The sequence below is a fragment of the Pantoea sp. S62 genome (assembly GCF_016658625.1).
In the GTDB taxonomy this organism is placed as follows: Bacteria; Pseudomonadota; Gammaproteobacteria; order Enterobacterales; family Enterobacteriaceae; genus Pantoea; species Pantoea vagans.
Window position 1 is genome coordinate 183,041 of sequence record NZ_JACVVI010000008.1, and the last position, 14,611, is coordinate 197,651.

At 54.9% G+C, this 14,611-nt stretch carries 12 protein-coding genes and 1 other annotated feature; of the genes, 2 read left to right on the forward strand and 10 right to left on the reverse strand.

The features are described from left to right. Positions 1-124: 124 nt before the first annotated feature. Together dnaJ and dnaK are read right to left on the reverse strand one after the other, a co-directional pair. Entirely contained in the window at positions 125-1,270 is a 1,146-nt protein-coding gene (gene dnaJ, locus IBT54_RS13785; RefSeq protein ID WP_003854835.1) for a molecular chaperone DnaJ, read from the reverse strand. A gap of 104 nt (positions 1,271-1,374) precedes the next feature. Then, complete coding sequence (dnaK, locus tag IBT54_RS13790; protein WP_013356720.1) at positions 1,375-3,285, reverse strand: molecular chaperone DnaK; 1,911 nt, start codon at positions 3,283-3,285, stop codon at positions 1,375-1,377. Between the two features lie 304 nt (positions 3,286-3,589). Between dnaK and satP the strand changes: the two genes are divergently transcribed. Next, positions 3,590-4,159, forward strand: a complete 570-nt coding sequence (satP, locus tag IBT54_RS13795) for an acetate uptake transporter (protein ID WP_013356719.1) — start codon at positions 3,590-3,592, stop codon at positions 4,157-4,159. A 50-nt stretch (positions 4,160-4,209) separates the two neighbouring features. On the opposite strand, the gene IBT54_RS13800 is transcribed toward satP, so the two are convergent. The 3 genes from IBT54_RS13800 to tal all read right to left on the reverse strand — a co-directional run bounded on the left by IBT54_RS13800 (position 4,210) and on the right by tal (position 7,290). Next, the gene (locus IBT54_RS13800; protein ID WP_013356718.1) at positions 4,210-5,517 is read right to left on the reverse strand and encodes an MFS transporter; all 1,308 of its coding nucleotides are present in this window, start codon (positions 5,515-5,517) and stop codon (positions 4,210-4,212) included. Between the two features lie 106 nt (positions 5,518-5,623). Beyond that, on the reverse strand, positions 5,624-6,211 hold the full coding sequence (gene mog, locus IBT54_RS13805) for a molybdopterin adenylyltransferase (protein ID WP_033731492.1): 588 nt from the start codon (positions 6,209-6,211) through the stop codon (positions 5,624-5,626). Positions 6,212-6,336: 125 nt separating this feature from the next. Next, positions 6,337-7,290, reverse strand: a complete 954-nt coding sequence (gene tal, locus IBT54_RS13810; RefSeq protein ID WP_013356716.1) for a transaldolase — start codon at positions 7,288-7,290, stop codon at positions 6,337-6,339. Between the two features lie 209 nt (positions 7,291-7,499). Here tal and yaaA point away from each other — a divergent pair, with 209 nt between their 5' ends. After that, entirely contained in the window at positions 7,500-8,273 is a 774-nt protein-coding gene (gene yaaA, locus IBT54_RS13815) for a peroxide stress protein YaaA (protein ID WP_201252313.1), read from the forward strand. Positions 8,274-8,338: 65 nt separating this feature from the next. On the opposite strand, the gene thrC is transcribed toward yaaA, so the two are convergent. The 5 genes from thrC to IBT54_RS13840 form a co-directional block, all read right to left on the reverse strand. After that, positions 8,339-9,622: a threonine synthase gene (gene thrC / locus IBT54_RS13820; protein ID WP_033731486.1), complete on the reverse strand. Its 1,284-nt coding sequence runs from the start codon at positions 9,620-9,622 to the stop codon at positions 8,339-8,341. A 3-nt stretch (positions 9,623-9,625) separates the two neighbouring features. Beyond that, complete coding sequence (gene thrB, locus IBT54_RS13825; protein ID WP_013356712.1) at positions 9,626-10,555, reverse strand: homoserine kinase; 930 nt, start codon at positions 10,553-10,555, stop codon at positions 9,626-9,628. A 2-nt stretch (positions 10,556-10,557) separates the two neighbouring features. Continuing rightward, the gene (gene thrA, locus IBT54_RS13830; RefSeq protein WP_013356711.1) at positions 10,558-13,020 is read right to left on the reverse strand and encodes a bifunctional aspartate kinase/homoserine dehydrogenase I; all 2,463 of its coding nucleotides are present in this window, start codon (positions 13,018-13,020) and stop codon (positions 10,558-10,560) included. Positions 13,021-13,046: 26 nt separating this feature from the next. Further along, positions 13,047-13,165 (reverse strand) — a sequence feature (Thr leader region). Next, positions 13,104-13,172: a thr operon leader peptide gene (thrL, locus tag IBT54_RS13835; protein WP_071822204.1), complete on the reverse strand. Its 69-nt coding sequence runs from the start codon at positions 13,170-13,172 to the stop codon at positions 13,104-13,106. It overlaps the preceding feature by 62 nt. A gap of 188 nt (positions 13,173-13,360) precedes the next feature. Then, on the reverse strand, positions 13,361-14,065 hold the full coding sequence (locus tag IBT54_RS13840; RefSeq protein WP_033781810.1) for a tRNA/rRNA methyltransferase: 705 nt from the start codon (positions 14,063-14,065) through the stop codon (positions 13,361-13,363). Between the last annotated feature and the right edge of the window lie 546 nt (positions 14,066-14,611).

A 14,611-nucleotide genomic window follows, 5' to 3' on the forward strand; every position in this document is an offset into this window, starting at 1 on the left:
GAATAGCGGTAACAACAGCTCGAAAAAAACAGTTTATTTGGCGGTAATCATTCGGAAATAGCGAATTGAGAAGTGCACGCAAAAAAAAGCCAGCTGCAGGCGCTGGCTTTCAGAGTGGATGAACTTAACGGGTTAAGTCATCGAAGAACTTTTTCACGCCGTCGAAGAAGCTCTTGGAGCGCGGGCTGTTATGCTCGCCGCTTGGGCCGCCAAAACTCTCTTCCAGTTCACGCAACAGCGTTTTCTGTTTCTCATTCAGGCTGACCGGTGTTTCCACCACGACACGGCATAACAAGTCGCCGACTGCGCCGCCACGTACCGATTTGACGCCACGTCCACGCATGCGGAACAGCTTGCCGGTCTGGGTTTCTGACGGCACTTTCAGCTTCACGCGACCATCCAGTGTCGGCACTTCAATCTCGCCGCCCAGCGCCGCCATCGCAAAGTTGATCGGCACTTCGCAGTAGAGATTGTTCTCTTCACGCTCGAAGATCGGGTGTTTCTTCACCGATACCTGAACGTAAAGATCGCCGGCTGGTGCGCCCTGCTCGCCCGCTTCGCCTTCGCCACTCAGACGAATGCGATCGCCGGTGTCGACCCCTGCCGGGATTTTCACTGACAGCGTTTTCGATTTCTCGACGCGGCCGTGACCATGACAGGCGTTGCACGGGTCTTTAATCACCGAGCCGCGACCATGACAGGTCGGACAGGCCTGCTGGACAGTGAAGAAGCCCTGGCGCATCTGCACCTGGCCTGCACCGTGACAGGTTGAACAGGTTTGTGGCTGCGTTCCCGCTTTCGCACCGCTGCCGTGGCAGACATCACACTCTTCCAGGGTTGGAATGCGGATCTCTTTGGTCACGCCGCGTACCGCTTCTTCCAGCGACAGCTCCATGTTGTAGCGTAAATCGGCGCCACGGGAGGCGCGCTGACGGCGTCCACCACCAAAGATGTCACCGAATACGTCGCCAAAGATATCGCTGAAGTCTGCACCGCCGCCACCAAAGCCGCCGCCGCCGAATCCACCGCCACCCATGCCGCCCTGTTCAAAGGCTGCATGACCATACTGATCGTAGGCCGCACGCTTCTGCGCATCGGTCAGGATTTCGTAGGCTTCCTTGACCTCTTTGAATTTAGCTTCGGCTTCTTTGTCACCGGGATTGCGGTCCGGGTGGAATTTCATTGCCAGGCGTTTGTAAGCCTTTTTGATTTCACGCTCGTCCGCGGATTTGGCGACGCCTAAAATCTCGTAGTAATCACTCTTCGCCATGTTTTTTTAGCCCTTAACATGATCGCACGGGCGTGGAGAGATCTCCTACGCCCGTGCTGGTTTCAACGGCTGTCAGGCCAACCGTCGCGCCCGGTCAGGGGCAATTATTTCTTGTTGTCTTTCACTTCTTCGAATTCAGCATCGACAACGTCGTCATCTTTCTTCGCTGACGCGTCACCGGCATCTGCTGCACCCGCCTGAGACTGCTGTGCTGCTTCCATCAGTTTGCCGGACACTTCCATCAGCGCCTGCATTTTGGCGTCGATTTCCGCTTTGTCTTCGCCTTTCAGCGCAGTTTCCAGCGCGGCCAGAGCGGCTTCGATTGGCGCTTTGTCATCAGCTGACAGTTTGTCGCCTGCTTCGTCCAGCTGCTTACGCGTGCTGTGGGCAATCTGGTCACCCTGGTTACGCGTCTGTACCAGCTCTTCGAACTTACGGTCAGATTCAGCATTCGCTTCTGCATCACGCACCATTTTCTGGATCTCTTCATCGCTCAGACCTGAAGAGGCTTTGATGGTGATCTTCTGCTCTTTACCGCTGTTCTTGTCTTTCGCCGATACATGCAGGATACCATCCGCATCGATGTCGAAGGTGACTTCGATCTGTGGCATACCGCGTGGCGCATTCTGGATACCGTCGAGGTTGAACTGGCCCAGTGACTTGTTGTCATTGGCGCGCTTACGCTCACCCTGCAGCACATGAATGGTCACGGCTGACTGGTTATCTTCAGCCGTCGAGAAGACCTGGCTGTGCTTGGTTGGGATAGTGGTGTTCTTGCTGATCAGCGAAGTCATCACGCCACCCATGGTTTCGATACCCAGTGACAGCGGGGTAACGTCCAGCAGCAGCACGTCTTTCACGTCGCCACCCAGTACACCACCCTGAACCGCAGCACCAACGGCAACGGCTTCGTCCGGGTTCACGTCTTTACGCGGCTCTTTACCGAAGAATTCGGTCACTTTCGCCTGAACCAGTGGCATACGGGTCTGACCACCCACCAGAATAACGTCGTTGATGTCTGATACAGACAAGCCTGCATCCTGCAGCGCAACTTTCAGTGGCGCGATTGAGCGTGCAACCAGATCTTCAACCAGTGACTCCAGTTTAGAGCGGGTCACTTTGATGTTCAGGTGCTTAGGACCAGTCGCATCTGCCGTGATGTATGGCAGGTTAACGTCGGTCTGCTGTGCAGAAGAAAGTTCGATTTTCGCTTTCTCTGCCGCTTCTTTCAGACGCTGCATCGCCAGTGGATCGTTGTGCAGATCAATGCCCTGGTCTTTCTTGAACTCAGCAACCAGATAGTTAATCAGGCGGCTGTCAAAGTCTTCACCACCCAGGTGGGTATCACCGTTGGTTGCCAGAACTTCAAAGGTTTTTTCGCCGTCAACTTCGTCGATCTCGATGATTGAGATATCGAAGGTACCGCCACCCAGGTCATAAACCGCGATGGTGCGGTTGCCCTGACCTTTGTCCAGACCGTATGCCAGTGCAGCAGCAGTCGGTTCGTTAATGATACGTTTGACTTCCAGACCCGCGATACGGCCGGCATCTTTGGTCGCCTGACGCTGCGCATCGTTGAAGTAGGCCGGTACGGTAATAACCGCTTCGGTCACAGGCTCACCGAGGTAATCTTCGGCGGTCTTTTTCATTTTCTTCAGCACTTCAGCAGAGATCTGCGGTGGTGCCATTCTCTGACCTTTCACTTCCAGCCAGGCGTCGCCGTTGTCAGCACCGGTGATTTTGTATGGCATGATTTTAATATCACGCTGCACTTCTTCGTCCTGGAAACGACGACCGATCAGACGCTTGATTGCGAACAGGGTATTCTGCGGGTTGGTCACTGCCTGACGTTTAGCCGGTTGACCGACCAGAATTTCGCCATCCTGTGTATACGCAATAATTGAAGGCGTGGTGCGATCGCCCTCGGCATTTTCCAGCACGCGTGCTTTAGTGCCATCCATGATCGCAACACAAGAGTTGGTTGTACCCAGGTCAATACCAATAATCTTACCCATCTAAACATCTCCCACTTAAATTCGTTGCCAATTTGGGTTGTGAACCTTTTATGTGGGCAGGTTGTTTGCATTCAACCTGCCAGCACATGCTTTTTTTCCAACGTTCACAACGCTCGATGACAAGTAAATGGGGCCGCTTCGATGCGCATCAAGGGCTAAACCAAAAAAAATTTTTCTACCTCTGGCCCTGCCGGGATCAAAGAACAGGGTTAACCCACTGAATATGATGCGTCGCCTTGCTCCTTTCTGTGAGCAGGCTGAAGTCCTTTTATTTCATTAACGATCATCTTACTGCCGAGGAACTATGGCAAATTCAACGCTGGCTAATCCTGCCCCGCTGGGCTTAATGGGATTTGGCATGACAACCATTTTGCTGAACCTGCACAACGCGGGTCTGTTTGACATGGACGTGGCAATTTTAGCGATGGGAATTTTTTATGGCGGGATCGCGCAGGTGCTGGCCGGTCTGCTGGAATTTAAAAAGAACAACACCTTTGGGCTGACCGCCTTTACCTCTTACGGCATGTTCTGGTTAAGCTTTGTGGCGATCCTGCTGTTACCGCAGATGGGTCTGGCGAAAGCGCCTGACGAACGCTTCCTGGGTGCATGGCTGGCACTGTGGGGCATCTTCACGCTGTTTATGTTTATCGGCACGCTGAAAGGTACGCGGATGCTGCAGTTTGTCTTCGGCTCCCTCACCCTGCTGTTTCTGCTGCTGGCCGTGGCTCACCTTATGCACCAGCCTTCGCTGGTCGTGTCTGCGGGTTGGGTCGGAATCATCTGTGGTGCCAGCGCCTGCTATCTGGCAATGGGTGAAGTGCTGAACGAAACCTTTGGCCGCACTCTTCTGCCGATTGGCGCAAAGGCACTTTAAGCCTGCTTCACGCCTGAAAAAAACGCGGAGCCTGGCTCCGCGTTTCCCTGTTACAACGTCTTAACGCCCTGCTGCAAATCCGGCTCATGGCTGACATCACGCCGCAACCAGATACCGGTCAGCAATCCCACCAGCGCCAGTGCCATCACATACCAGCACGGCCCCATCACGGAGACATTCATCAGCAGCGACACAAAGATCGGGGTCAGCCCGCCAAAGATGGCATAGGAAAGGTTGTAGGAAAACGAGAGGCCGGTAAAACGCACCTCTGCCGGGAAGGCGCGCACCATCACAAAGGGCACGACGCCGACAATACCGACGCTCAGGCCCGCCACGCCATAGAGCAGAAAGAGTTGCTGCGGATAGAGGGCAGTCAGGTGATAGAACTGCCAGCTACAGAGTGCCAGCAGCAGGCTGCCGATACATAACGTACGACTGGCACCAAAACGATCGACAGCGAGTCCGGCAACAATGCAGCCGATGCAGAGCATCACGGTAGCGATACTGTTGGCCTGCAGGGTCAGCGCGGGCGCGATACCCAGCTGCTTCTGCAGCCAGACCGGCGACATCAGGATCACGACCACAATGCAGGCGGAGAGCAGCCAGGTCAGCAGCATGGAGATGACAATCGACTTTTTATGCTCCGCCAGCACGGTCTTCAGCGGCAGCGTTTCAGCCAGCGCTTTACGCTGCTGCATCTCAACAAAGACCGGCGTCTCATGCAGCCAGCGCCGCAGGTACATGGCGATCAGACCAAACACGCCACCGAGGAAGAATGGAATACGCCAGCCGCCGTCATGAATCGCCTGCTGCGACATCGAGGTATTAATCAGCGTCGCTACCAAAGAGCCCAGTAAAATGCCGATGGTCAGCCCGGCCGTCAGCGTGCCACAGGCGATGCCGATACGTTTGTATGGCACGTGCTCAGCGACAAACACCCATGCACCTGGCACTTCTCCGCCAATCGCCGCGCCCTGCAGCATCCGCATCAGCAGCATCAGCAGTGGCGCAGCAATGCCAATCGTCTGCCAGGTGGGTAAAGCGCCCATCATCAGGGTTGGCAGCGCCATCAGCAGAATACTCAGGCTGAACATCTTTTTGCGCCCGAGCTTGTCGCCAAAATGCGCCATCACGATGCCACCCAGCGGGCGTGCCAGATAGCCTGCGGCAAAAATGGCAAACGTCTGCAGCTGACGCAGCCATTCCGGAATATCGGAGGGGAAGAAGAGCTCGCCAATCACGGTGGCGAAGAAGACAAAGATGATGAAGTCGTAAAATTCCAGCGCGCCGCCCAGCGCGGCCAGCGCCAGGGTTTTGTAATCCTTACCGGTCAGACGCTGCGTGTGAATCGGATTCATAATAGTCCAGAGGCAAAAGAGACAAGGTTGTAAAGATACCCTTACTATATCGTCAATCTTTTGCCACACCAGCCGAACTGTAGCTTATGCCTGAAATGCGGAATATTTAGTTATTTATCTCACGGATGGCGCTTTTAGGCCGAAATGCTGCTACCACGTCAGGATGCGTTTCAACGTAAGGTCCTTCCAGTAACTGTAAACAATAAGGTACAGAAGCAAAGATACCGTGAACTTTTACCTTACCCTGCTCATCTTTCAGCCCTTCCAGCGTCTCTTTGATCGACTTCGGCTGACCGGGCAGATTGAGGATAAGCGACTGTTTGCGGATTACCCCAACCTGACGCGACAGAATCGCGGTCGGCACGAACTGCAGGCTGATCTGACGCATCTGCTCACCAAAGCCAGGCATTTCCCGATCGGCCACGGCTAAGGTGGCATCGGGCGTGACATCGCGTCGGGCCGGACCGGTGCCGCCGGTGGTTAACACCAGATGGCAAAACCGTTCATCGACCAGCTCACAAATGGCGTGCTCAATCATCGGCTGCTCGTCGGGCACCAGCCGGGACTCAATCTCAAACGGGCTGCTGATTGCGCTGCCAAGCCAGCTCTCCAGCGCGGGGATCCCCTGATCCTGATAGATGCCGTTCGCGGCGCGATCGGAGACCGAGATCAGGCCAATGCGTAATGTATTCATGATGAGCTTCGCTGTGATTTACCGCGGTGCGGTGGAGTAAAAGGGGAATAGCAGAGAGGATAATATAAAGTGAAAGGGTCGGAAAAGAGAAAACCGTGGCAGCCTGCGCCGCCACGGTCAGCAGATTACAGCAGTTCTGCCAGCATCTTCTCAAGTTTGCCCTGATCAACGGCAAAGTTGCGGATACCTTCTGCCAGCTTAGCCACCGCCATTGGATCCTGGTTGTGCTGCCACAGGAACTCAGACTCGGTCATGCGGGCCGGACGCGCTTTCACTTCACCGCTGTAGCTCAGTTTACGCTCCAGGGTGCCTTCGCTCTCTGCCAGCTCTTTCAGCAGCGCAGGCGAAATGGTCAGACGGTCACAGCCAGCCAGCTCGATGATTTCGCCGACGTTACGGAAGCTGGCGCCCATCACCACGGTTTCATAGCCGTGCTGCTTGTAGTAGTTGTAGATTTCAGAAACAGAAACCACGCCTGGATCTTCGTGCGCGGCATACTCTTTCTTGTCGGTGTTGGCTTTGTACCAGTCGAGGATACGGCCAACGAATGGAGAGATCAGGAACACGCCCGCTTCGGCACAGGCACGCGCCTGAGCAAACGAGAACAGCAGGGTCAGGTTACAGTTGATACCCTCTTTTTCCAGCTGCTCTGCAGCACGGATGCCCTGCCAAGTAGAGGCCAGTTTGATCAGGATGCGGTCATTGCTGATACCGGCATCATTGTAGAGTTTGATCAGGCTGCGGGCTTTCGCGATGCTGCCTTCAGTGTCGTAAGAGAGACGCGCATCGACTTCTGTCGAGATACGGCCTGGGATCAGTTTCAGAATTTCCAGACCAATGTTCACGGCCAGCTTGTCAGAAACCAGCTGCAGCTGCTCTTCTTTATTGCTGCTCTGCTCACGCGCCCAGCCGATCGCTTCATCGATCAGTTTACGGTATTCAGGGATTTGTGCGGCGTTAAGAATCAGAGAAGGGTTGGTGGTAGCGTCCTGCGGCTGATACAGCTTCATAGCTGCGATATCACCGGTGTCGGCGACGACGGTGGTGAGCTGGCGCAGGGAGGTAAGTTTGTCCGTCATGTTCTTTTCTCTTAGTTAACTGTCAGTGTGAAAAAAGGCTGTTGGGATAATATCACGCGCCAACGGTGGCGCAAGGTCAGGGAATGCCGTTTACGATAGCGCGAACAAATAGGTGTGATTCGTCATTCTTTGCGGCTTTTTTGGTACACTGCAGAGCCTGATAAGCAGCCAATGCCCTGTTAAACCAGGCATTAACCGAGGAAGCAACAATGTTGATGGTGATCTCTCCTGCCAAGACGCTCGATTATGAAAGCCCGCTGGCGACCACGCGTTTCACCCAGCCTGCGCTGTTAGAAAAATCACAACAGCTGATTGAGATTGCGCGCGAGCTGTCACCCGCCAGCATCGCCTCGTTAATGGGTATCAGCGACAAACTGGCACACCTCAATGCCGAACGGTTTAACAGCTGGCAACCCGATTTTTCCCCACAGAATGCCCGTCAGGCCATCCTGGCGTTCAAAGGTGATGTCTACACGGGTCTGCAGGCCGAAACCTTCAGCGATGAGGATTTCAGCTTTGCTCAGCAGCACCTGCGCATGCTTTCAGGCCTGTATGGCGTGCTGCGTCCGCTCGATCTCATGCAGCCTTACCGGCTGGAGATGGGGATTCGCCTGGCCAATCCGGCGGGCAAAGATCTCTACACCTTCTGGGGCGATCTCATCACTGAAACGCTGAATGCCGCGCTGACGGAACAGGGTGATGAGGTACTGATCAACCTCGCCTCAGACGAATATTTCAGAGCAGTTAAGCCGAAGACGCTGAAGGCACAAATGATTAAGCCGGTATTCCTCGACGAGAAGAATGGCAGCTACAAAGTGATTAGCTTCTATGCCAAAAAGGCGCGTGGATTGATGAGTCGCTATGTGATTCAGCAGCGCCTGACAAAGCCGGAGCAGCTTAAGGCGTTTGATCTGGATGGCTATCGTTTTGATGCGGCCAGCAGCAGCGAGAGCGAGCTGGTCTTTAAGCGCGCGGAGCAGTAATACCCCGCGCGCGTAGTGTACTCTCTGCAAATGGGCTTCCCGCCACCGGGAAGCCATTCACTGCACTACTTCAGCAGGAACGCACGCAGTGAGGCGAAGTCCGCCTTCATCTCGTGCGACAGCAGCGGCAGATCGGCACGCTCCGCTAACTCTGGCGGTAGCGTCAGTGTCTGTTCAAGGATCGCTTCCACGCTTTCGCGGAATTTCGCAGGGTGCGCGGTACCCAGGAACACACCATATTCCCCTTCCTGCAGCTGATCGCGCAGCAGACGCCAGGCGATGGCAGCATGTGGTTCGGAAACATAGCCAATCTCAGCCAGTTCACGCATTGCGGCGCGCGTGGTCTCATCAGAGACCGCACCACAGGCGAGATCGGTTAAGCGCCAGGTTTTACGGCGGAACAGCTCTTCCACACGCGGCCAGTTGTTTGGCTGGCTGACGTCCATCGCATTCGACAGCGTAGAGACCGTCAGATTAGGCTGCCATTCGCCGTTGCCAAGGAAGCGCGGCACCGTGTCATTGGCGTTGGTGGCGGCAATAAAGCGCTTGATCGGCAGGCCCAGCGATTTCGCCAGCAGACCGGCGGTCAAATCACCAAAGTTGCCGCTCGGCACGGAGACCACCAGCTGATTACGTTTTTCCTGCGGCAGCTGCGCGACCGCTTCAAAGTAGTAGCAGATCTGCGCCAGCAGGCGGCTGATGTTGATAGAGTTCGCCGAGTTCAGACCAATCGTCTTTTTCAGCTCTTCATCATCAAACGCCTGTTTCACCAGCGACTGACAGGCATCAAAATCGCCGTCGATAGCGATGGTTTCGATGTTGCCGCCCAGGGTACAGAAGAGTTTCTCCTGCAGCGGACTGATTTTGCCCTGCGGATAGAGGATCACCACGCGCACGTTCTTCATGCCGTAGAACGCGTGCGCCACAGCCGCGCCGGTATCACCGGAGGTGGCGGTCAGAATGGTGATCTGCTCATCTGAGCCTGAAACATACGACAGCATCTGCGCCATAAAACGGCCGCCGAAGTCTTTAAACGCCAGCGTCGGACCGTGGAACAGCTCCAGACAGGCAATATCTTCGCTGACGGCTTTCACCGGGGCCGGAAAAGCAAAAGCGGCTTTAACACGCTCATGCAGCTGATGGGCCGGAATCTCATCGCCAATGAAAGCCGAGAGAATTTTGCTGCTGCGGCTGACAAAATCCATCTCCAGCATCGCGTCGATGTCAGTCAGTTCAAACTCTGGCAGTTCCAGCGGAAAGAACAGGCCCTGCTGCGATCCCAGACCCTGTTTCACCGCCTGGGCGAAGCTGACCTGCTCGTTGTGATCCTTAAGATTGTAGAGTTTCATGCGTTATCCCAATTGTCGTGCGCCAGCCGTGTCGAGACGGCAGATATGGACGAAGCCTTCATCATTCTGCAGATAGTGCTGGCTCAGCCAGTCAGCCATCCGCTGTGCCGTTTCCATCTGATTGCAAACGGCGAAAAGTGTCGGACCAGAGCCGGAGATACCGCACGCCAGTGCGCCAATCTCTTTCGCGGCCTGCCGCGCCTCGGCGAAGCCTGGCAACAGCCGGGTCCGGTAGGGTTCGGCAATCACATCCTGCATAAGTTTAGCTGCCAGCTGCGGCTGACGCGTATGGCAGGCGTGAATGAAGCCGGCCAGCAGGCGGCCATGCTTAATACAGTCCTCTTTGCGGTACTGCGCCGGTAAAATGGCGCGCGCTTCGGCAGTCGACACTTTAATGCCCGGATAGGCCATCACCCACAGCCAGTCGTCAAAGCCCGGCACCGCCTGGCTGATGATGTCATTTTCCTGCAGCATCAGCTGAATGCCGCCGAGGAAGCAGGGAGCGACATTATCATAATGTACGCTGCCGGAGATCCGCCCTTCCAGCTCACCCATCAGCGTCAGTAGCGTGCTGTCGCTGAGTGGCTTGCCGCAGAACTCATTCATTGCCATCAGACCGGCCACTACCGAGCAGGCGCTGGATCCCAGACCGGAGCCGATGGGCATATTCTTCTCCAGGGTCATCGCCACCGGGATCTCTTTGCCAATCGCCTCGCAGAAACGCTGCCAGCACTGATAAACGATATTCTCTTTAGGATCGGCGGGCAGTTTACTGACAAAACGTCCGGCGTTGGTCAGTGAAAACTGCTCTGCCGCTTCAACGGAGACGCAGTCACCCAGCAGGGAGCCATCTACCGGCGAAACCGCCGCGCCCAGCACATCGAACCCGACGCTGACGTTACCAATCGAGGCCGGTGCGTAAATTTTTACCATGATTAAACTCCCAACTTCCATGACAGCGTGCGCAGCAGATCGGCAAAGACACCGGCCGCTGTGACATCATTTCCTGCACCGTATCCGCGCAGCACCAGCGGAATCGGCTGATAGTAGCGGCTGTAAAACGCCAGCGCGTTCTCGCCATTTTTCACTTTATAGAGCGGATCGTTGCCGTCAACGGCGTCGACCTTCACTTTGCAGACACCGCCCTCTTCAATCACGCCCACGTAGCGCAGGACTTTGCCCTCATTCTGCGCCTGTGCAACGCGGTCGGCAAAGGCGTTATCCAGCTCAGGCAGACGCTGCATAAACTGCTCCACATCCTGAATGTCGACCAGGCTGGCGGGCAGCAGCGGCTCAATCTCAATATCACTCAGCTCCAGCTGATGGCCTGCTTCGCGTGCCAGAATCAGCAGCTTACGCGCCACATCAGTGCCAGCGAGATCGTCACGTGGATCGGGCTCGGTAAAGCCCATCTCACGCGCCATGTTCGTTGCCTGCGACAGCGAAACCCCTTCATCCAGCTTGCCGAAGATGAACGACAGCGATCCCGAAAGGATACCGGAGAAGCGCAGCAGTTCATCACCCGCGTTCATCAGGTTCTGCAGGTTTTCGATCACCGGCAGCCCGGCCCCGACGTTGGTATCATAAAGGAATTTACGACGCGATTTGGCGGCGGCGGCGCGCATCTGCTGATAGTAATTCCAGGAGGAGGTGTTGGCCTTTTTGTTCGGCGTCACCACGTGGAAGCCCTCGCTGAGGAAATCCGCGTACTGATCGGCAACGGCCTGGCTGGAAGTACAATCCACAATGACCGGATTAAGCAGGTGATACTCTTTCACCAGACGGGTCAGGCGTCCGAGATTGAACGGCTCTTTCGCTTCGGCGAGTGCCGCCTGCCAGTTGCTTAAATCGATGCCGTGGACGTTTGTTAACAGCGCATGCGAGTTCGCAATGCCGCAGACCCGCAGGTCAATATGCTTCTGCTTCAGCCACGCCTGCTGGCGATGTAACTGATCCAGCAGCGCACCGCCGACACCGCCGACACCGACCACAAACACTTCGATCACCTGATCGGTGGCGAACAGCATCTGATGCACCACGCGCACGCCGGTGATCACTTCGTCATTATTTACCACCACCGAGATGGAGCGCTCAGAGGAGCCCTGTGCAATCGCCACGATATTGATATTGGCGCGTGCCAGCGCCGAGAAGAATTTCGCTGAGATGCCACGCAGGGTACGCATGCCATCGCCCACCACTGAAATCACCGCCAGGTTTTCGATGATATCCAGCGGATCCAGCAGGCCATCTTTCAGCTCAAGATAGAACTCTTCTTCCAGCACGTGACGCGCCCGCGCCAGCTCGCTCTGCGGCACGCAGAAACTGATGCTGTATTCGGAAGAGGATTGAGTGATCAGCACCACCGAGATGCCGGTACGCGACATCGCCGCAAAGACTCTGGCCGCCATTCCAACCATCCCTTTCATGCCGGGACCGGAGACGTTGACCATCGCCATGTTATTCAGGTTGGTGATGCCTTTAACCGGGCTCTCATCCTGTTCGCCTTCGGCACCAATCAGCGTGCCGGGCGCCTGCGGATTGGCGGTGTTTTTGATCAGGCACGGGATCTGGAACTGGGCGATAGGCGCGATGGTGCGGGGATGCAGCACTTTGGCACCGAAATAGGAGAGCTCCATCGCCTCCTGATAGGACATTGACTTCAGCAGGCGTGCATCCGGCACCTGACGCGGATCGCAGGTATAGACGCCATCCACATCGGTCCAGATTTCACAGCAGTCGGCGCGCAGACAAGCGGCCAGTACAGCCGCTGAATAATCTGAGCCATTGCGGCCCAGCACTACCAGCTCGCCGCGCTCGTTACCGGCGGTAAAGCCAGCCATCAGGATCATGTTCTGCGGCGGGATTTGGCTCGCTTCAATACGGCGGGTTGACTCAGGGATATCGACCGTGGATTCGAGGTAGTGGCCGACCGCCAGCAATTTCTCGACCGGATCAATCACGCTCACCTCATGACCGCGCGCCTGCAGCAGCGCTTCCATGATTGCAATCGAGAGTTTTTCACCACGACAGATAATCGCTGCGTTGACGCTGTCCGGGCACTGGCCCAGCAGGCTGATGCCGTGCAGTACCTGCTTCAGCTGCGCAAACTCCAGGTCAACGCGGGTTTTCAGTCGATCGAACTCAAAGCCCGGCTGCGCGGCTGCGAGCCCCTGCAGCAGCTCGCTGAAGATGCGTTCGGCGTCGCTGATATTCGGCAAAGCGTCCTGACCACTGATGGTTTTTTCAATCATCGCCACCAGATGGTTGGTGATCTTCGCAGGTGCAGAGAGCACGGTTGCAACCTGTCCTTGTTGCGCATTGCTTTCCAGAATGTCAGCGACGCGAAGGAAACGCTCCGCATTCGCTACCGAGGTCCCGCCGAATTTCAGCACTCGCATAATATTAACTCTCCTGAATTTAAGCCGAAAAAAAAGCCCGCACTGTTTAGGTGCGGGCTTGTTTTCTGTTTTTCCTGTATGCGTCAGCCCGCACCGTTACCTGAGGTAATGGTGGTGGTAATAATTGTGGTGTTCAGGCTGATTTTACGCATTTAGATTTATTTTCTGTCTGTTTTTGTCTGTCCGTCTTGCTTCCAGAAGTAAAGCAAAGCGCACATTAAGTCAACCCGATTTGTCCGGCGGACAGTTTTCCACCACTGCGCACAGCCTCCGGTCAAACCGTAAAACGCTGCTCGATCGTTTGTAATGCAGACATTCCCTGCGATCTGTTGCTGTAAAATCAGCTTTTTGCCGAGGATTTATCTGTGAGTTTTTTTTCAATATCGTGCAGCAGACGATGCAGCATCGCGCTGTCACGCTGTTCCAGCAGACCCACCCGCTGATCGATCCAGTCTGAGAGTTTCTCATCATCACTGACGTCGAGTTGCGCCAGCAGCTGATGGAAACGCTGACGCAATGCCTGCAGCTGCTGCCCGTCGGCGGCGGACGCGACCGGCGCTTCGACCTGATTCAGTTTCGACAGCTGATAGCAGTAAACCATCACTGCCTGACCGAGATTCAGTGAGGGATAGTCATTTGCCATCGGGATGCCGGTGAGCAGATCGACCTGCTCCAGCTCCTCGTTGGTCAGCCCGCTATCTTCGCGGCCAAACACCAGCGCCATGCTGTTGACCCACTGACGCTTTTCCAGCAGTTGCGTTTCAACCTGTTCGGGTGTGGCGTAGTAACGGAACTTTGCCCGGCTGCGCGCCGTCGTCGCGACCGAAAAATCGATATCCGCTAATGCCTCGGCAAGAGTAGCAAAGGTCTGAACATTATCGAGGATCTCACCCGCGCCATGGGCTACCCGGCGCGCTGCCGGATCCTGCCAGGCGTCGCTGGCAACGATGCGCAGCTGGCTGAATCCCATGGTTTTCATGGCACGCGCCGCAGCGCCGATATTTTCTGGCCGCGCGGGCGAGACGAGAATCAGGGGAAAAAGCATATTTATTCCATTGGTCCATTTACATAACGCCATATTAACATGGCTATTAATGATTCAGTTGTCAGAAGGTAATAAGAAAATCGGATGTTAACAATGTTAAAACCAGTGAAAAGTGATGTCCTGAATATTTTTATCGCCGAAAGCAGCATTATTAAAGAAAGCATTATTAATCTATTTAAATTCAAATAGATAGAATGTGATTACTCACTGGTTTCATTTTGTGTCACAAGCGTAATAAATGTAACGAAAATGATGCTTTTTGTGAGCTAAACAGGCAATCTGCGAGAAGTTTTTCACAAAAGTGTTAACGTGCTACAATTGCATTTGATATAAGTCAACGAAGCGTTGTTTTTATGCTTATCGGTTGTAGTTGGTGCTGTTAGGTTGCTGTTAATACAGTTAGGATATGCGCCATTATCATTAACGCCCGGGGCATGCAATTTTCATCCTGACTGGCTGAGCTAAACCTGTTGTTGACGTTGATAGATGGCTTATCAAAATATGATTTCGTACAACGGTTCAGCGCGGCCCGCCGCTCTCGATGAT